Origin of the sequence: Metaplanococcus flavidus (assembly GCF_042675885.1) — a bacterium.
Taxonomy (GTDB): Bacteria; Bacillota; Bacilli; order Bacillales_A; family Planococcaceae; genus Planococcus; species Planococcus flavidus.
This window is the reverse complement of the sequence record NZ_JBHTKI010000011.1, coordinates 19,779-38,686: the sequence shown is the minus strand read 5'-3', so window position 1 is coordinate 38,686 and position 18,908 is coordinate 19,779. Positions and strand designations below refer to the sequence as shown.

The 18,908-nt window shown below is 44.0% G+C and carries 13 protein-coding genes; all 13 read right to left on the bottom strand.

Going from position 1 to position 18,908, the window contains the following annotated elements; genetic code table 11:
• Positions 1-6 precede the first annotated feature (6 nt).
• A complete protein-coding gene (gene rplB / locus ACFQ1X_RS08675) occupies positions 7-837 on the bottom strand; it encodes a 50S ribosomal protein L2 (RefSeq protein ID WP_144841137.1) in 831 nt (276 codons plus the stop codon).
• Between the two features lie 47 nt (positions 838-884).
• Positions 885-1,169, bottom strand: coding sequence for a 50S ribosomal protein L23 (gene rplW, locus ACFQ1X_RS08670; RefSeq protein WP_071152061.1), 285 nt, complete (start codon positions 1,167-1,169; stop codon positions 885-887).
• Complete coding sequence (rplD, locus tag ACFQ1X_RS08665) at positions 1,169-1,792, bottom strand: 50S ribosomal protein L4 (RefSeq protein ID WP_144841138.1); 624 nt, start codon at positions 1,790-1,792, stop codon at positions 1,169-1,171. The genes rplW and rplD overlap by 1 nt, the downstream gene beginning before the upstream one ends.
• A gap of 29 nt (positions 1,793-1,821) precedes the next feature.
• Positions 1,822-2,451, bottom strand: a complete 630-nt coding sequence (gene rplC / locus ACFQ1X_RS08660) for a 50S ribosomal protein L3 (protein WP_144841139.1) — start codon at positions 2,449-2,451, stop codon at positions 1,822-1,824.
• A 46-nt stretch (positions 2,452-2,497) separates the two neighbouring features.
• Positions 2,498-2,806 (bottom strand): 30S ribosomal protein S10, encoded by a 309-nt coding sequence (rpsJ, locus tag ACFQ1X_RS08655; protein WP_071152064.1) that lies wholly within the window; start codon positions 2,804-2,806, stop codon positions 2,498-2,500.
• A 253-nt stretch (positions 2,807-3,059) separates the two neighbouring features.
• Complete coding sequence (locus ACFQ1X_RS08650; protein WP_144841141.1) at positions 3,060-4,379, bottom strand: Na+/H+ antiporter family protein; 1,320 nt, start codon at positions 4,377-4,379, stop codon at positions 3,060-3,062.
• Between the two features lie 1,028 nt (positions 4,380-5,407).
• A complete protein-coding gene (ilvE, locus tag ACFQ1X_RS08645; RefSeq protein ID WP_144841142.1) occupies positions 5,408-6,307 on the bottom strand; it encodes a branched-chain-amino-acid transaminase in 900 nt (299 codons plus the stop codon).
• 409 nt (positions 6,308-6,716) lie between these two features.
• Complete coding sequence (gene tuf / locus ACFQ1X_RS08640) at positions 6,717-7,904, bottom strand: elongation factor Tu (protein ID WP_144841143.1); 1,188 nt, start codon at positions 7,902-7,904, stop codon at positions 6,717-6,719.
• Positions 7,905-8,019: 115 nt separating this feature from the next.
• Positions 8,020-10,098: an elongation factor G gene (gene fusA, locus ACFQ1X_RS08635; RefSeq protein WP_144841144.1), complete on the bottom strand. Its 2,079-nt coding sequence runs from the start codon at positions 10,096-10,098 to the stop codon at positions 8,020-8,022.
• A gap of 51 nt (positions 10,099-10,149) precedes the next feature.
• Positions 10,150-10,620 carry a 30S ribosomal protein S7 gene (gene rpsG, locus ACFQ1X_RS08630; protein ID WP_144841145.1) on the bottom strand — a complete coding sequence of 157 codons (471 nt, stop codon included), beginning with the start codon at positions 10,618-10,620 and terminating at the stop codon, positions 10,150-10,152.
• A 44-nt stretch (positions 10,621-10,664) separates the two neighbouring features.
• Positions 10,665-11,084, bottom strand: a complete 420-nt coding sequence (gene rpsL, locus ACFQ1X_RS08625) for a 30S ribosomal protein S12 (RefSeq protein ID WP_052654186.1) — start codon at positions 11,082-11,084, stop codon at positions 10,665-10,667.
• A 457-nt stretch (positions 11,085-11,541) separates the two neighbouring features.
• The gene (gene rpoC / locus ACFQ1X_RS08620; protein ID WP_144841146.1) at positions 11,542-15,147 is read right to left on the bottom strand and encodes a DNA-directed RNA polymerase subunit beta'; all 3,606 of its coding nucleotides are present in this window, start codon (positions 15,145-15,147) and stop codon (positions 11,542-11,544) included.
• A 105-nt stretch (positions 15,148-15,252) separates the two neighbouring features.
• Positions 15,253-18,807, bottom strand: a complete 3,555-nt coding sequence (gene rpoB, locus ACFQ1X_RS08615; protein ID WP_144841147.1) for a DNA-directed RNA polymerase subunit beta — start codon at positions 18,805-18,807, stop codon at positions 15,253-15,255.
• Between the last annotated feature and the right edge of the window lie 101 nt (positions 18,808-18,908).

Genomic DNA, 18,908 nt, shown 5'->3' with positions numbered 1-18,908 from the left:
ATCAAATTATTTTTTACGACGACGTACGATAAATTTATCGGATTTGTTCGTTTTCTTACGAGTTTTGTATCCAAGAGTTGGTTTGCCCCATGGAGACATTGGTGATTTACGTCCGATTGGCGAACGTCCTTCACCACCACCGTGTGGGTGATCGTTCGGGTTCATTACAGATCCGCGGACAGTTGGGCGATTGCCCTTCCAGCGGTTACGTCCTGCTTTACCGATGTTAATCAATTCGTGCTGTTCATTTCCTACTGAACCGATAGTTGCGCGGCAAGTAGCAAGAATCATACGAACTTCGCCTGATTGCAAACGAACTGTTACGTATTTGCCTTCTTTACCAAGAACCTGAGCTGAAGCTCCTGCAGAACGAACTAATTGTCCGCCTCCGCCTGGTTTCATCTCAATGTTATGGATTGTAGAACCCATTGGGATGCTTGACAACGCCATAGCATTACCTGGTTTGAAATCCGCTTCAGGGCCTGACATGAGTTGCGTTCCAACTACTACTCCTTTAGGAGCAAGGATGTAACGTTTTTCTCCGTCAGCGTAATGGATCAACGCAATGTTTGCAGAACGGTTAGGATCGTACTCGATTGTAGCAACGCGTCCTGGAATGCCATCTTTGTTACGTTTGAAATCGATGACACGATATTGGCGTTTATGTCCACCACCGTGATGGCGTACAGTTATTTTACCTTGGTTATTACGGCCGCCTTTACGCTTAACAGGTCTTAAAAGCGATTTTTCAGGCTTGTTCGTTGTGATTTCAGCGAAATCAGAACTAGTCATGTTACGACGACCGTTTGTGGTCGGCTTATATTTTCTAATACCCACGTTGTTTCCCTCCTTCTTTAATTAGTTCCTATCAGAACTTTAGAAAATCAAATCTCGAACAATTCGATTTCTTTTGAGTCAGCAGTCAATTTCACAATCGCTTTACGGCGCTTGTTAGTATAGCCTGCGTGTTTGCCCATGCGCTTGAATTTACCTTTGTAGTTCATGATGTTGACTTTCTCAACTTTCACTCCAAAGATTTCTTGAACCGCTTGTTTAACTTGTGTTTTGTTTGCGCGAGTGTCCACTTCAAAAGTGTACTTCTTATCTGCCATTACTTCAGAAGAACGCTCAGTAATGACCGGACGCTTTAAAATATCACGTGCTTCCATTAACTAAGCACCTCCTCAATTTTTTCGATTGCAGCTTTCGTCATTACAACTTTATCATGTCCAAGAAGATCAAGAACATTGATGCCGGTTGCTGCGATTACTGTCATTCCTTTAACGTTACGTGCAGACAATGCAAGGTTTTCATTTACATCAGCTGTTACGAACAATACTTTTTTGCCCAATGAAAGATCAGCCTGTAATTGAAGGAAGTTCTTTGTTTTTGGTGCATCAAAAGCCAATCCTTCAAGTACCATCAGGTTTTCGCTTACTACTGTTGAAGACAAAGCAGAGCGCATAGCCAGACGACGAACTTTCTTAGGTAATTTATAGCTGTAGCTGCGTGGTGTTGGTCCGAAGACAACTCCACCTCCACGCCATTGTGGTGAACGGATCGAACCTTGACGGGCACGTCCAGTCCCTTTTTGGCGCCATGGCTTTTTACCACCACCGGCTACTTCAGAGCGGTTTTTTACTTTATGGTTACCTTGACGAAGTGAAGCGCGTTGAGCGATTACAGCGTCAAATAATACTGATTCATTTGGTTCGATACCGAATACATAATCGTTCAACTCGATATCTCCAACTTGTGAACCTGTTTGATTTAATAAAGCTACTTTAGGCATTCCTGTTTCCTCCTTTCTTCAAAAGATAATTAATTAGCTTTGATTGCTGTTTTAACGCGAATCAATGCTTTGCGAGATCCAGGAACATTACCTTTAATAAGAAGCAAGTTACGTTCAGTATCAACTTTCACAATGTGAAGGTTTTGAATCGTAATTGTCGTGCCACCCATTTGACCAGGTAATTTCTTCTGTTTGAATACGCGGTTGGGAGCAACCGGACCCATTGAACCAGGACGACGGTGGTAGCGTGAACCGTGAGTCATTGGTCCGCGTGATTGTCCGTGGCGTTTAATAACACCCTGGAAACCTTTACCCTTCGTTGTTCCTGTTACATCTACTACATCGCCTTCTGCGAATACATCAACTTTGACTTCCTGACCAATCTCGTAATCAGCTAAGTTTACATTGCGAAGTTCGCGAATGAAGCGCTTAGGAGCAGTGTTAGCTTTTGCGACGTGTCCTTTAGAAGGTTTGTTTGAAAGCTTTTCGCGCTTATCTTCAAAACCTAGTTGGACTGCTTCATAGCCGTCAACCTCAACTGTTTTTTTCTGAAGCACTACGTTTGGAGAAGCTTCAATTACAGTTACAGGGATTAAATCACCGTTCTCAGCAAAAACTTGCGTCATACCGATTTTTCTACCTAAGATTCCTTTGGTCATTTGTCACACCTCCTGCAAATTTTTGTGTTTTCTATTTCGTTACCGATTAAAGTTTAATTTCAATGTCAACGCCGGATGGTAAATCCAATTTCATCAATGCATCTACAGTTTGTGGTGTAGGATTGACGATATCGATCAGACGTTTATGTGTACGCATTTCAAATTGCTCACGAGCATCTTTATAAATGTGGACTGAACGCAAGATCGTGTATACAGATCTTTCAGTCGGCAACGGGATCGGTCCCGAAACACTTGCACCTGAACGTTTTGCAGTTTCCACAATTTTCTCTGCAGACTGATCAAGAATTCTGTGATCATATGCTTTTAAACGGATACGAATTTTTTGTTTTGCCATTATTTTCCCTCCTTTTCGCCTATTTTGATAGACATTCTCCACGAAAATTTTCCAATCACTCGCCATGGCAAAGCGGCCGGGTGTATCGGTAACCTCTCGCTTCATCGCAGTCAAAGACCAACATTCACCATTATACAAAATAAAAAAGAACTTCGCAAGTGTTTCCACGAAATTCTTTTCAATTCGCTTTTATTAGTATAGCAGGATTTATATATTATTCAACACATCCGTTAATAGTCCGAACATTCGCAGCTTAACCCAGCAGCATTACTGTAATCCAACCGAAAATGACGAGCGGAATATTGTAGTGGATGAACGTCGGCACAACTGTATCCCAGATATGATTGTGCTGGCCGTCCACATTCAAACCGGCGGTCGGCCCGAGTGTCGAGTCGGATGCCGGCGAACCTGCATCACCGAGCGCGCCGGCTGTTCCGATCAGCGCGATGATGGCCATCGTTGAAAATCCGAACTCCATGCTGAGCGGCACAAAGATCGCGGCGATGATCGGAATCGTGGCAAACGAAGAGCCGATGCCCATCGTTACAAACAACCCGACAATCAGCATCATCAACGCGGCGATTCCTTTATTGCCTGCAAATAATTCTGACACGCTGTTCACCAGCGGTTCAACGTCGCCGGTCGCCTGGATGACGGAAGCAAATCCATTGGCCGTAATCATGACGAATCCGATGAACGCCATCATGCGCATCCCTTCAGTCAGCACGTCGTCAGCCTCCCGCCATTTCATCGCGCCGAATACATACAGCACCACGATGCCGGCAAGTGCTCCGATAATCATCGAATCAGTTTCAATCTGCGCATATAACGCTGCTGCAAGCGCGATTATCGTAACGATAATATCTTTGGTGGAAGCCTTTTTGTTTTGAGTTTCTTCTATAGAAGTAGCGATATGATAATCACGCGGTTTCCGGTAAGAGAAAAACACCGCGATGATCAGTCCGACAGCAAGTCCTGCGACTGGCAGTGCCATCGCCCGTGGAATATCCGCCATATCGATCGGCAATCCGGCGAGTTCCATCTGAGTTGCCAAAATGTCATGAAAAATCAATCCAAAGCCATACGGTAATAAAACATAAGGTGCAGTCAATCCGAAAGTCAGCACCGCTGCAATCAAGCGCCGGTCTATCCGCAATTCATTCAATATATGAAGGATTGGAGGAACCAGCAGTGGGATGAACGCAATGTGGATCGGTATCACGTTTTGTGAAAGAATCGCCATTGCCAGCAGGGCGAAAATGATCAATGCTTTCGCCAGGCCTTCTCTGCTTGTTTCTCCGTCCTTATTAACAACCTTTAATACTCCCTGCACCAATAGTTCCGGTATTCCTGTGCGTGAGATCGCTACTGCAAAACCGCCAAGCATTGCATAACTGAGAGCGATGGTCGCCCCTTCCCCGAGACCATCCGTAAAGGCAGTTATTGTATCCATGAACGACAAACCACCAGTGACTCCTCCGGCAAGCGCACCGATCAGCAGCGCAAACACTACATTCACTCTTAAAAGACTTAAAATCAACATGACCAAGACGGCCAAAATAACTGCATTCATAAATTCATTCTCCTTTAGTTTGCTAAAGCGCTAAAGCACTTTTATAAAAATAACAAATCGCAAAATGGATGTCAACCGCCGCGTCTGTTGTCTGCGATATCAGAATACTGCAACATAAAAAATCCTGCGCTATTCAGCGAAGGATTCAGGTTCGGCGTTATATGTATTCGGCAACGGGCCGCTTATTGCGCCTGTAGCCTCTTTTCTTCGAAAGCAGTAATCCGGTCCTAAAATTGGAAAGCCAAAGCATTTTCATCCCAGCCTTTCAAAGGCATCTCTTTCCAATATGGATCGATCCCAAATTCGTAAGTGTTGCCATCCTGCCCTCTGACAGTCTGCTCTCCAAGATTCACTTCCAGTCAGAACTGCGCTTCTTTGCCTTTTTCAATCAATTCATTCACTTTCCCCTCTTTCAGTCGGATGGGCAAAATGCCATTTTTGATGCATTTATTATATAGAAGATATTTGCATAACGTGGGTCGTTCAGGAGGTGACGATAGAATTTTTCACTGTATTGCCATTGCGCCGACTGCATCAAAATCACCGGGGGAAGCAGCCGGAAATCCCGACTCGATGATTATCACTCCAAGTCTTTCAAGCTGTCGGCGATCTCAATTTGAGCCCTAGGCAACCACCTCTTTCTCTTGCGCTTTTTCTGCTTCATTGAACCTGTATGTCCATGCAGTTTCCAGTCTGTTTTTATTTATTTTGATTTCTTTCGCCTCTGCCGCTTAATTTTGCTCCAAATAAAAAAGCTTTTTCATCCTACGCAAAGAAACAGGTTCTTTGTGCAGGGATGAAAAAGCTTTTTACTGCGCAACCGCAGCCTTAAGAATAAGCTAAGCTTATTCCTTGATAACGATAGCCGTATTTGCCGGCAACTGGGAATGCTTAGACGGAGACCTTTCAGCATTCCTCTCGGAGGGGAGTCATAAATGGAGTATTACCGGCTTACAGCAGTACCGGCTCTCTGCAAATACAAATTCCATCCACTTTAACCTCGTCAATGATTTAACTATTCTTTTGGACTACACAACATTTAACTGTTCGCTGTAGACTTTCACTCCATCTTCTTGAACAAGCTCCCGGAACGAAGCAAGCAAATCATTTGTCACAGGCCCCTGTTTTCCTTCACCAATTACTCTGCCATCGACTTTCACCACCGCAATCACTTCTGCCGCTGTTCCAGTTAAAAAGACTTCGTCAGCTATATACACATCGTGTCTTGTAAATACACCCTCTTGTATGTCGTAGCCTTTCTCAGCAGCTACTTCCATAATTGCATTTCTTGTTATTCCTTCGAGGGCACCGACATAACCCGGCGGTGTCACTAATTTGTTTTTCCGAACGATAAAGATATTATCAGCAGAACCTTCTGCAACATAGCCTTGATCATTCATCATCAGCGCTTCGGGTACGCCTGCAAGATTCGCTTCAATTTTGACCAATATATTGTTCATATAATTCAATGATTTCACTTTCGGGCTCAAAACATCTGAGCGGCTTCTGCGGGTGGCTACTGAAATAATTTCAATCCTTGATTCGTACAGCGCTTTCGGGAATAAAGATAAAGATTCTGCAATGATAATGACGTTAGGCTTGGCACAGCTGAAAGGATCCAATCCTAAGTTTCCGACTCCCCGTGAAACAATGAGCCTGATGTAAGCATCTTTTAAATTATTTTTTTTAAGAGTTTCAACTACAAGATTCGTCATCTCTTCCGGAGTATGGGGGATTTGAAGCATTACTGATTTTGCAGAATCATAAAGCCGTTCCAGATGCTCTTCTAAACGGAATACGTTTCCGTTGTAGGAGCGGATTCCTTCAAATATTCCGTCTCCGTATAAAAAGCCGTGATCATAAACAGAAACCTTAGCATCTTCTTTTTTAACAAATTCATCATTCATATAAATTACTTGTTGGCTCATGATGTTCACTTCTTTCTGTTAAAGTATTTTCGTCGTTTTCTTTAAGTAATTTTAGTCTTGAAAAGTAAATTGTTGCTATCATATCGCCTGTTTTGGCGGGAGTCAAATCCTTTTTTATAATTTTTAGTTTTTTTAGAATATTATTTTTTTATATATCCGCTTACAATGTTAGTATGAAACGGTTTAGTGCAATTTTAAATATTTTTAAAAATTTTATAATCAAGGAGAATTTCCTTTGCTTATTCAGAAAAGAGATTCTATGTTTCCAAAGATACATTGTAGATGATGGGAGGTTGTGAAGAAATTCGAGTGATGGGGCACGGCTTTATTCTTTGGCAGGATTATATACATAAAAAAGCCTGCCTCATTTTATAATGAGACAGGCTTTAATATTTACGCTTCGCAATTATTATTTAGTGATAGTTGCTACAACGCCAGCGCCTACAGTACGTCCACCCTCACGGATAGAGAACTTAGTTCCTTCTTCAAGTGCGATTGGAGAGATAAGCTCAACATTCATTTCGATGTTGTCGCCAGGCATAACCATTTCTACACCTTCAGGAAGGTTACAAACACCAGTTACATCAGTTGTACGGAAGTAGAACTGTGGACGGTAGTTTGTGAAGAATGGAGTGTGACGTCCACCCTCTTCTTTTGAAAGAACATATACTTCAGCTTTGAACGTCGTATGTGGAGTGATTGTGCCTGGTTTAGCCAATACTTGTCCACGTTGTACGTCGTCGCGGGAAACCCCACGAAGAAGTGCGCCGATGTTGTCGCCAGCTTCAGCATAATCAAGCAACTTACGGAACATTTCTACACCTGTTACAGTTGTAGCTTTTGGTTCTTCAGTAATACCGATGATGTCAACATTGTCACCGATTTTAATTTGTCCACGTTCAACACGTCCTGTAGCAACCGTACCACGGCCAGTGATTGAGAATACATCCTCAACAGGCATCATGAATGGTTTGTCAGTGTCACGCGGTGGAGTTGGAATATACTCATCAACAGCGTTCATCAATTCCATGATTTTTTCTTCCCACTCTGCATCTCCTTCAAGAGCTTTAAGAGCAGAACCTTTGATGACAGGAATGTCATCGCCAGGGAAGTCATATTCAGATAGAAGATCGCGAACTTCCATTTCAACTAGTTCAAGAAGTTCTTCGTCGTCCACCATGTCACATTTGTTCATGAATACAACAAGGTAAGGTACACCAACTTGACGTGAAAGAAGGATGTGCTCACGAGTTTGCGGCATTGGGCCGTCAGCAGCAGATACTACCAAGATTCCGCCGTCCATTTGAGCAGCACCAGTGATCATGTTTTTAACATAGTCAGCGTGTCCTGGGCAATCAACGTGTGCGTAGTGACGAGTTGCAGTTTCATACTCAACGTGAGAAGTGTTGATTGTGATACCGCGCTCTTTTTCTTCTGGTGCGTTATCGATTTGGGCGTAAGAACGTGCTTCCCCGCCTGATGCTCTAGCAAGTACTGTAGCGATTGCTGCAGTCAAAGTTGTTTTACCATGGTCAACGTGACCAATTGTACCAATATTAGCGTGTGTTTTTGAACGGTCAAATTTAGCTTTACCCATTAGAAAAATCCTCCTCGAAATTAAGTTAATTTTTTTATTTGATGTGCCGGAATAATAGGGCCCTATTATCCTCAGCATACAAATTATTTATACTTCATTAAAGATCAAAATTCAATTATTGACCTTTATTTTTTTTGATGATTTCTTCAGAAATTGATTTCGGTACTTCTTCGTAATGGTCGAAGTGCATTGAGAATACACCACGGCCTTGCGTGTTTGAACGCAATGAAGTCGCATAACCGAACATTTCTGCAAGGGGTACCATAGAACGGACAACTTGTGCGTTTCCGCGAGCGTCCATACCTTCTACACGGCCTCGGCGTGACGTAATGTCACCCATGATATCTCCAAGGTATTCCTCAGGGATAACAACCTCGACGCGCATAATTGGCTCAAGAAGAACCGGTCTAACTTTAGAAATTGCATTTTTAAGTGCCATAGATGCAGCAACTTTAAATGCCATCTCATTCGAGTCAACATCATGGTAAGATCCGTCGAACAAACGAGCTTTGATATCAATCAATGGATATCCGGCAATAACACCGTTGTCTAGAGAGTCGCGAAGACCCGCTTCAACTGCTGGGATGTATTCACGTGGAACAACACCACCAACGATACCATTTTCAAATTCAAAACCTGCTCCTTCTTCGTTTGGAGAGAACTCAATCCAAACGTGTCCGAATTGTCCGCGTCCACCAGATTGGCGTACGAATTTACCTTCAACTTTAGCAGACTCACGGAATGTCTCACGGTAAGATACCTGAGGCGCACCCACGTTAGCTTCTACGTTGAATTCACGGCGCATACGGTCAACAAGGATATCAAGGTGAAGTTCACCCATACCCGCGATGATTGTTTGGCCAGTTTCCTGGTCAGTGTGCGCACGGAAAGTTGGATCCTCTTCTTGCAATTTCCCAAGGGCTTGACCCATTTTGTCTTGATCCGCTTTTGACTTAGGTTCCACAGAAAGTGAGATAACCGGTTCCGGGAATACCATACGCTCAAGAATAACCTGATGTTTCTCGTCACTTAAAGTATCACCAGTTGATGTATCTTTAAGTCCGATAGCTGCTGCGATATCACCGCAGTAAACTTCAGCGATCTCTTCACGGGAGTTAGCGTGCATTTGCAGGATACGTCCTACGCGTTCACGTTTACCTTTAGAAGAGTTTTGTACATATGAACCAGATTTAAGAGTTCCAGAATACACGCGGAAGAAAGTTAACTTTCCTACGTATGGATCTGTCATTACTTTAAAAGCCAAAGCCGAGAACGGCTCGTCTTCGTCAGGTCTGCGCAATACCTCTTCATCTGAATCAGGAAGTACACCAGTCATTGGAGGTACGTCCAACGGTGATGGAAGGTAATCAATTACAGCATCAAGCGTTAATTGAACCCCTTTATTTTTGAAAGCAGATCCACAAACCACTGGATAAAACTCAACGTCCAATGTTCCTTTACGGATACCGGCTTTAAGTTCTTCTTTAGTGATTTCTTCCCCACCAAGATATTTTTCCATCAAGTCTTCATCAAGCTCAGCAACAGCTTCCACTAATTTAGTGTGCCACTCTTCCGCAAGCTCTTTGTAATCTTCAGGAATTTCACCTTCAGTAATTTCAGTTCCCAAATCGTTACCATAGAAACGAGCATTCATTTCAACCAAATCGATGATTGCTGAAAATTCGTCTTCTGCGCCGATTGGCAATTGAATCGGGTGAGCGTTTGCTTGCAGACGCTCATGTAGTGTGTTTACAGAGTAAAGGAAGTCTGCACCGATTTTATCCATTTTGTTGATGAATACGATACGCGGAACTCCGTAAGTTGTAGCTTGACGCCAAACTGTTTCAGTTTGAGGCTCAACACCTGATTGAGCATCAAGAACTGTAACTGCACCATCAAGTACGCGCAAAGAACGTTCAACTTCAACAGTGAAGTCTACGTGCCCTGGAGTATCGATGATGTTTACACGGTGGTTTTTCCATGAAGCAGTCGTAGCAGCAGATGTGATTGTAATACCACGCTCTTGCTCTTGCTCCATCCAGTCCATTTGAGAAGCACCTTCATGCGTTTCACCAATTTTGTGGATTCTACCAGTGTAATATAGAATACGCTCCGTAGTAGTCGTTTTACCGGCATCAATGTGTGCCATGATTCCGATATTACGTGTTTTGTCTAAGGAGAACTCTCTAGCCATGTTGTTTTTCTCCTTCCATCTTGGATTAAGATTTTTAGATCTTACAAGAATTTACCAGCGATAATGAGCGAATGCTTTGTTCGCTTCTGCCATTTTATGCAAATCTTCACGTTTCTTCACTGATGAACCAGTATTATTGGCCGCATCCATGATTTCATTAGCCAAACGCTCTTCCATTGTTTTCTCTCCACGAAGACGTGAATAGTTTACTAAGAAGCGCAGGCCTAGAGTTGTACGGCGATCAGGACGAACTTCAACCGGGACCTGATAGTTAGCTCCACCAACACGGCGTGAGCGAACTTCAAGAACTGGCATAATGTTAGTCAATGCTTGCTCGTATACTTCAATCGGATCTTTACCGCTGCGCTCTTTAACTAATTCGAACGCTCCGTATAAAATCTTTTGTGAAGTACCTCTTTTTCCGTCAACCATCATTTTATTAATTAAGCGTGTCACCAATTTTGAACTATAAATCGGATCTGGCAACACATCACGTTTTGCTACAGGACCTTTACGAGGCATGTATGTTCCTCCTTTCAACGAAAGTTATTCGTTAAATTAATTGGTTATTTTTTTACTTTAGGGCGTTTAGTTCCGTATTTAGAACGTCCTTGCATACGGCCGTTTACTCCAGCAGTATCAAGTGCTCCGCGTACGATATGGTAACGCACACCAGGTAAATCTTTTACGCGTCCGCCGCGGAGAAGAACTACACTGTGCTCTTGAAGGTTGTGACCTTCGCCGCCGATGTATGCATTGACCTCAATTTGGTTCGTTAACCGTACACGCGCATACTTACGCAATGCGGAGTTAGGTTTTTTCGGTGTCATCGTACCAACACGAGTACAAACTCCACGTTTCTGAGGCGAGCTTACGTTAGTCTGAGACTTTTTAAAGCTGTTATACCCTTTGTTCAACGCTGGTGAGTCTGATTTAGTGCTTTTTGGTTTACGAGGCTTGTTAACTAATTGGTTAATTGTAGGCATCGATTTTTCCTCCTCTCAAAAGGTGTTCTAATACCACATATCCAGGTGGTTCATTTTTGGGTAAAAAACAAAGTCTTTGTGTTTTCTACACAAAAACTGGAATCCAGTAATTGCTTCAGCAGCTGCAGAGGATTGCTCCTGCTACTTAGCCAAGCTTTGTTCTTGATGAATTCGCTTGATCCGACCTTATCTTAGATGTCCGGACAACTTGATGGGCCGTTCAATCGTTTCACTTATATATTCTTGGGCAATGCCACTTTAAACGCGATTACTGTTGCTTAGTACCGAAGATAATTTGCATATCCAACAGCTTTATACAGGCAATTTCATGCCAATAAAGTGAATGATAGCTAACCATCAACCTTCAACATAATATCACTCTATGAATTTCATGTCAACTAGATTCATTAAAAATCCCGGGGAGTTATTGGAACTCCCCGAAATCCATCTTTTCTAATTACGACTCAGATCCCACAATTTCTTCAGCAGGAGCTTTTTCGCTTTGAGCAATTTTGATCTGGCGGTAACGCTGCATTCCAGTACCAGCCGGAACGAGTTTACCGATGATCACATTTTCTTTCAAACCGAGCAGCTCATCACGCTTCCCTTTAATAGCAGCATCAGTTAAAACACGCGTTGTTTCCTGGAAGGATGCAGCTGAAAGGAATGATTCTGTTTCAAGTGAAGCTTTCGTGATCCCGAGAATAACCGGACGGCTTGTTGCCGGAAGGTTTCCTTCAAGAACCGCTTTAACATTCGCTTCTGTAAATTGGTGGATATCCAGCAGTGAACCTGGCAGCAATTCTGTGTCTCCGGCTTCAATCACACGGACTTTACGGAACATCTGGCGAACCATTACTTCCACGTGTTTATCACCGATTTCCACACCTTGCATACGGTAAACTTTTTGAACTTCCTTCAATAGATACACTTGAACAGCTTGAACGTCTTTAACTTGCAATAATTGTTTCGGATCAATCGAACCATCTGTTAATACCTGGCCGCGTACGATTGCATCATCCGCCTGCACTTTAATGCGTGCATTATAAGGCGCCAAATATTTACGGGTTTCGACGTCGCCTTGAATCGTGATTTCTTTCTGGCCTTCGCGAATTTCGTCCACTTCAGTAACTGTTCCTGTAATTTCAGAAATCACTGCCTGGCCTTTCGGATTTCTTGACTCAAATATTTCCTGGATACGCGGAAGACCTTGTGTAATATCGTCTCCTGCTACACCGCCTGTGTGGAATGTACGCATTGTAAGCTGCGTGCCTGGCTCTCCGATTGACTGAGCGGCAATAATACCAACTGCTTCGCCTACTTCAACTTCGTCGCCAGTCGCAAGGTTCGTTCCGTAACATTTTTTGCAGACGCCGTGTTTCGTATTACACGTGAACGCCGAACGGATTGTCACTTCTTTGATTCCCGCTTCAACAATGAGGCGCGTCAAATCTTGTGTAATCAATTCATCTTTCGCAACGATCACTTCGTTCGTTTCCGGATGGCGAATTGTTTTCTTCGCATGGCGTCCAACGATACGCTCATCCAGTTCTTCAATTACTTCCGTACCTTCCATCAACGCCCCAACCAACAAGCCGCGGTCAGTGCCACAGTCATTCTCGCGGACAATTGCATCTTGTGCAACGTCTACCAGACGACGGGTCAGGTAACCTGAATCGGCAGTTTTCAGTGCTGTATCGGCAAGACCTTTACGCGCACCGTGAGTCGAGATGAAGTATTCCAATACCGTCAAACCTTCACGGAATGAAGATTTGATCGGAAGTTCAATAATGCGTCCTGCCGGGTTGGCCATAAGTCCGCGCATACCAGCTAATTGTGTAAAGTTGGATGCGTTACCACGGGCTCCGGAGTCACTCATCATGAAAATCGGGTTCATATTGTCGAGAGAAGCCATCAATTTTTCCTGGATAACATCTTTTGCTTTGCTCCAGAAAGAAATGACGCGTGCATAGCGCTCCTCTTCAGTGATCAAACCACGACGGAATTGCTTCATGACTTTATCAACATTATCTTGAGCTTCCACAAGAATTTCACCTTTATCAGGAAGAACGACGATATCGGAAATACCAACCGTAATACCAGCTTGGGTGGAATACTTGAATCCAAGGCTCTTCATGCGGTCAAGCATTCTTGAGGTTTCCGTAATATGGAAACGTTTGAATACTTCAGCGATGATTTCACCAAGAATTTTTTTCTTGAATGGTGTTACAAGTTCAGCCTCTTCAATGTGCTTGCGAATATCTGTCGTTGTCGCCACAAAATATTTCGCTGGCGTTTCAACTTGCAGATTATAATCGGTCGGTTCATTGATGTAAGGGAACGATTTCGGCAGAATTTCATTGAAAATGATTTTACCGACAGTTGTCAGCAACAACATTTTGTTTTGTTCCGCCGTAAACGTCGGATTGTTTACAGATTCGGCTTTAATTGCGATACGAGTATGCAAATGAACATGACCGGTCTGATAAGCAACCAGAACTTCTTCAGGTCCGGAGAACGTAGCCCCTTCGCCAGTTGCGCCTTTGCGCTCCAACGTAAGGTAATAGTTACCCAAAACCATATCCTGTGAAGGAGTAACAACAGGTTTTCCGTCTTTCGGGTTCAAAATGTTCTGAGCGGCAAGCATCAATAATCTTGCTTCTGCCTGAGCTTCAGACGAAAGCGGTACGTGAACAGCCATTTGGTCACCGTCAAAATCGGCATTGTATGCTGTACATACTAATGGGTGAAGGCGGATCGCCTTACCTTCGACCAATGTCGGTTCAAAAGCTTGTATACCGAGTCTGTGAAGCGTCGGTGCACGGTTCAGAAGAACCGGATGCTCCTTGATGACGTCTTCCAGTACATCCCAAACTTCAGAATGAAGACGTTCGATTTTGCGTTTTGCACTCTTGATATTATGGGCAAGACCGCGTTCTACAAGCTCTTTCATAACGAAAGGCTTGAACAGCTCAATCGCCATTCCTTTCGGCAAACCGCATTGATACATTTTCAGATTCGGACCGACAACAATAACGGAACGGCCTGAATAATCGACACGTTTACCCAAAAGGTTTTGACGGAAGCGCCCTTGTTTCCCTTTTAACATATGTGAAAGAGATTTCAATGGACGGTTACCCGGCCCAGTAACAGGACGACCGCGACGGCCATTATCGATCAAAGCATCTACAGCTTCCTGCAGCATCCGTTTTTCGTTCTGAACGATGATACTCGGTGCACCAAGATCCAATAAACGTTTCAAACGGTTGTTCCGGTTAATTACGCGACGGTAAAGATCGTTCAAGTCAGAAGTGGCGAAACGACCGCCGTCCAATTGAACCATCGGGCGAAGCTCCGGTGGAATTACAGGAAGAACATCCAGAATCATCCAATCCGGGTTATTGCCCGAGTTACGGAAAGATTCCACAACTTCAAGGCGTTTGATCGCACGAGTGCGGCGTTGGCCTTGCGCTGTTTTTAATTCTTCTTTTAATGAATCAGTTTCGCGCTCAAGATCGATTTCCTGAAGAAGTCGTTTGATCGCTTCCGCTCCCATTGCAGCCTGGAATTTTTTACCGAATTTATCGCGATAAGCACGGTATTCTTTTTCCGACAGCAGCTGTTTCTTCTCAAGCGGTGTATCAGCCGGATCGATAACAACATATGAAGCGAAATAAATAACTTCTTCCAATGAGCGTGGTGACATATCAAGGATCAACCCCATACGGCTCGGGATTCCTTTGAAATACCAGATATGTGATACTGGTGCAGCTAATTCGATATGGCCCATACGTTCGCGGCGGACTTTCGAGCGTGTAACTTCTACGCCACAACGATCGCAGACGACACCTTTATAACGGACGCGTTTGTATTTTCCGCAATGGCATTCCCAGTCTTTTGTAGGACCGAAAATACGTTCACAGAACAAACCGTCTTTTTCAGGTTTTAATGTACGGTAGTTAATTGTTTCTGGCTTTTTGACTTCTCCATAAGACCATGAGCGAATTTTATCGGGTGAAGCTAATCCGATTTTCATGTACTCAAAATTGTTCACATCTATCAAGGAGCCTACCTCCCTTTTGTCTCGAGTTTCTACGTGGCTCTTCCTCGTTTATGACCAAGTGAATGGATTTGGGGCAGCACGTGACTGCCCTTTTCCAATTATTTATCAATCAACTGTTCCAATAGGTGTTTCCTGATCTACAATCGGCAGGATGTTCAATGAATCGGCCGGTTGAAGATCTTCTTCTTCATCCAAATCGCGCAATTCAATTTCCTCATCGTCGATTGTCAGCATTTTCACGTCCATACCAAGACTCTGAAGTTCTTTTATCAATACTTTGAATGATTCCGGTACGCTAGGCTCCGGAACACTCTCACCTTTGACAATCGCTTCATATGTTTTCACACGTCCGACCACATCATCCGACTTAACAGTCAAAATTTCCTGCAGTGTATGTGCGGCACCGTATGCTTCAAGGGCCCAAACTTCCATCTCACCGAAACGCTGTCCACCGAATTGTGCTTTACCACCAAGCGGCTGCTGAGTAACAAGTGAATATGGTCCAGTCGAACGGGCGTGGAGCTTATCGTCAACCATGTGCGCCAGTTTGATCATATACATGATCCCGACAGATACACGGTTATCGAAGGCTTCTCCTGAACGGCCATCATATAGAATGGTTTTTCCGTCGCGCGGCATGCCCGATTCTTCCATAGTTTCCAGAACATCATCTTCATTCGCGCCATCAAATACAGATGAAGCCATATGAATTCCGAGTGAACGGGAAGCCATTCCCAAATGAAGTTCCAATACTTGCCCGATATTCATACGGGAAGGAACGCCAAGCGGGTTTAACATGATGTCGACAGGAGTGCCATCCGGCATGAAAGGCATATCTTCTTCCGGAAGGATCCGGGAAATAACACCTTTGTTACCGTGACGGCCGGCCATTTTATCACCGACAGAAATTTTACGTTTCTGAACAATGTATGCGCGCACCAATTGGTTTACGCCTGGCGGAAGTTCATCCCCGTCTTCACGGTTGAAGATTTTAACATCCAATACAATACCGCCGGCGCCGTGTGGAACCCGAAGTGATGTATCACGGACTTCACGTGCTTTTTCACCAAAAATGGCGTGCAGCAAGCGCTCTTCCGCCGTCAATTCTGTAACCCCTTTAGGTGTTACTTTACCGACGAGGATATCGCCATCTTTCACTTCTGCCCCTACACGGATAATTCCACGGTCATCGAGATTGCGAAGCGCGTCTTCTCCGACGTTCGGAATATCACGAGTGATTTCCTCAGGTCCCAATTTCGTATCGCGGGAATCTGATTCGTATTCTTCGATATGAACAGATGTATAAACATCGTCTTTAACGAGACGTTCACTCATGATGATCGCATCTTCATAGTTAAAGCCATCCCAAGTCATGAATGCCACTAAGACATTTCGGCCCAAGGCCATTTCGCCACGTTCCATCGAAGGTCCATCAGCAAGGATATCGCGTCTGGAAACCCGATCGCCGACTTTGACGATTGGACGTTGGTTATAGCTTGTACCTTGGTTTGAACGAATGAATTTCTGAAGGCGATATGTGTCCACATCACCTTTCACTTCATTGCCATCCACGTCTTCAATGTGGCGGACACGAATTTCTTTCGCTTCCACATATTCGACGATGCCATCGTTTTTGGCAATGACTGCGGCACCTGAATCTCTTGCTGCAAGGTGCTCCATACCGGTCCCTACAAAAGGAGCTTCCGGATTCAGAAGTGGAACAGCCTGACGCTGCATGTTCGCACCCATTAGGGCACGGTTGGAGTCGTCATTTTCAAGGAACGGAATACATGCTGTTGCAACAGAAACAACCTGTTTCGGCGAAACATCCATGTAATCGACGCTGCTGCGTTTGTAAAGAGTGTTTTCACCGCGGAAGCGGGCAACAACTTCTTCTTCAACAAATGAACCGTCGTCATTAAGCACTGAATTGGCTTGAGCCACAACATAATTATCTTCTTCATCAGCTGTCAGATAATCAATTTGACCTGTTACAAGGCCACTTTCAGGATCAACGCGGCGATAAGGTGTTTCAATAAAACCGAATTTATTCACTTTCGCAAAAGTTGAAAGTGTATTGATCAGACCAATGTTCGGCCCCTCAGGCGTTTCAATCGGACACATGCGGCCATAATGTGAATAATGGACGTCACGCACTTCGAAGCCTGCACGTTCACGCGTCAGACCACCGGGCCCAAGCGCAGATAAACGACGTTTGTGAGTCAACTCAGCAAGCGGGTTCGTCTGATCCATAAACTGTGACAATTGGGAGCTTCCGAAAAACTCTTTAATCGATGCAATAACCGGACGGATATTGATCAATTGCTGCGGTACGATTGCCTGTGTGTCGTTGATTGACATACGCTCACGGACCACACGCTCCATACGGGATAAACCGATGCGGAACTGGTTTTGCAGAAGTTCGCCAACTGAACGGAGACGGCGGTTTCCAAGATGATCGATATCATCCGTGTTTCCAACTCCGTATAAAAGGTTAAAGAAGTAACTGATGGAAGAAATAATATCAGCAGGAGTAACATGCTTGATCTTATCTTCTATATAAGCGTTGCTTATCACAGTGATTTCTTTTTGCTCTTCATCATTCGGAGCGAAAATTTTAACTGCCTGTAATGTAACGTCGCCTTCCAAAACCCCTCCAACTTGAGTGACAGTATGGAAGCCCACACCACTTTCAAGATTCGGGATGATTTTATCCAGGACGCGGCGGTCGATTAACGTACCGGCTTCCACCAGAATTTCGCCTGTTTCAGGATCAACCAAAGTTTCAGCGATTGTCTGATTGAAAAGACGGTTCTTGATGTGAAGCTTTTTGTTCATTTTATAGCGGCCCACATTCGCCAGGTCATAGCGTTTTGGGTCGAAAAAGCGGGAGTACAATAAACTCTTCGCGCTTTCAACTGTCGGCGGCTCACCAGGGCGAAGACGCTCATAAATTTCCAGAAGCGCTTTTTCAGTGCTTTCTGTATTATCTTTTTCAAGCGTGTTGCGCAGGTATTCGTTATCACCGAGCAATTCGATGATTTCCTCATCGGAACCAAATCCAAGGGCTCTTAAAAGGACTGTTACAGGAAGCTTACGCGTGCGGTCAATTCTGACATATACTACGTCTTTTGCATCTGTTTCATATTCAAGCCAGGCTCCACGGTTTGGAATAACGGTTGCCCCGAATCCTTTTTTACCGTTTTTGTCTGTCTTGTCGTGGAAATAGACACTTGGCGAACGGACAAGCTGTGAAACGATAACCCGTTCGGCGCCGTTAATTACAAAAGTGCCGGTTTCCGTCATTAAAGGGAAATCTCCCATAAAGACGTCCTGCTCTTTCACTTCGTCTGTTTCTTTGTTGTGCAGACGCACTTTAACGCGCAGTGGAGCTGCGTAAGTAACATCGCGTTCTTTTGATTCGTCCACTGGATATTTCGGTTCTGCAAGACTGTAATCAACAAACTCGAGCGAAAGATTTCCTGTGAAATCTTCAATCGGCGAAATATCGCGGAACATTTCGCGCAGCCCTTCTTCAAGGAACCACTCATAAGATGATGATTGAATTTCAATCAGGTTCGGAAGATCCAGAACTTCACTGATTCTCGAAAAGCTTCTGCGTTGACGATGTTGACCGTACTGAACTAGTTGACCTACCAACTTATTCACCCCTCAATAAAACGATTATAGGTCTTTGCGATTTCCACAAAATAGTGTATGATATCGAAAAGACAAAAAGAAAACGAGTCCAATAAATCAGC

Excerpts from the sequence above, each read along its gene's own strand:
- rplW (WP_071152061.1), bottom strand. The coding sequence starts at position 1,169 with ATGGAAGCACGTGATATTTTAAAGCGTCCGGTCATTACTGAGCGTTCT.
- rplD (WP_144841138.1), bottom strand. The coding sequence starts at position 1,792 with ATGCCTAAAGTAGCTTTATTAAATCAAACAGGTTCACAAGTTGGAGAT.
- rplC (WP_144841139.1), bottom strand. The coding sequence starts at position 2,451 with ATGACCAAAGGAATCTTAGGTAGAAAAATCGGTATGACGCAAGTTTTT.
- rpsJ (WP_071152064.1), bottom strand. The coding sequence starts at position 2,806 with ATGGCAAAACAAAAAATTCGTATCCGTTTAAAAGCATATGATCACAGA.
- ACFQ1X_RS08650 (WP_144841141.1), bottom strand. The coding sequence starts at position 4,379 with ATGAATGCAGTTATTTTGGCCGTCTTGGTCATGTTGATTTTAAGTCTT.
- ilvE (WP_144841142.1), bottom strand. The coding sequence starts at position 6,307 with ATGAGCCAACAAGTAATTTATATGAATGATGAATTTGTTAAAAAAGAA.
- tuf (WP_144841143.1), bottom strand. The coding sequence starts at position 7,904 with ATGGGTAAAGCTAAATTTGACCGTTCAAAAACACACGCTAATATTGGT.
- fusA (WP_144841144.1), bottom strand. The coding sequence starts at position 10,098 with ATGGCTAGAGAGTTCTCCTTAGACAAAACACGTAATATCGGAATCATG.
- rpsG (WP_144841145.1), bottom strand. The coding sequence starts at position 10,620 with ATGCCTCGTAAAGGTCCTGTAGCAAAACGTGATGTGTTGCCAGATCCG.
- rpsL (WP_052654186.1), bottom strand. The coding sequence starts at position 11,084 with ATGCCTACAATTAACCAATTAGTTAACAAGCCTCGTAAACCAAAAAGC.